Annotated in this window: 1 protein-coding gene; it reads left to right on the top strand. The window is 55.2% G+C overall.

The genetic code is table 11. The features are described 5' to 3' along the window. Positions 1 to 285: 285 nt before the first annotated feature. A partial coding sequence (locus EN852_RS41810) for a hypothetical protein (RefSeq protein WP_210238283.1) occupies positions 286 to 473 on the top strand: 188 nt, incomplete at its 3' end.

Genomic DNA, 473 nt, shown 5'->3' with positions numbered 1-473 from the left:
CTGACAGCATACTGGATGACACGGCAAAACCACGTGTTGCTGACGCCACCAGCAACCATCGGAAAAATGGCCGCCGCGAACAAGACCAAGAAATACTTCTGAAATAGCGATCGACGCATCGACGCGGCTTGAGATTGGGGGAAGGTCTCCCACGTGATGCGACCCGACCATAGGTCGCGACAGCTCAATCCAAGGAAGGTAACCTAAATTATTGCGTCTTGGTATGGCTAAGCCGTTCCCACTCATGGTCGCGTCTCTTGCCTTCCACGGGGATTGGATAAAGGAATGTTTCTCGGATCGGGGAAAGTCGCAATCACGATTCAGGGCAACGACGAACTTTACCTGTTAGGCCGAAATGCGGCGCAAAGCGGCCATTGGGTGTGCTCAAGGCATAGGGCTGCTTCCGGTTGGGCCAGCCGTTGGTTTTTACCCACCGCCCGCCTGCCGAAAATCAGCGCCAAGAACTCGCTCCG

It is taken from the genome of Mesorhizobium sp. M2E.F.Ca.ET.209.01.1.1, assembly GCF_004010375.2.
Taxonomy (GTDB): domain Bacteria; phylum Pseudomonadota; class Alphaproteobacteria; order Rhizobiales; family Rhizobiaceae; genus Mesorhizobium.
Note: the sequence above shows the minus strand (reverse complement) of the source record. Positions and strands in the feature narration are given on the sequence as shown.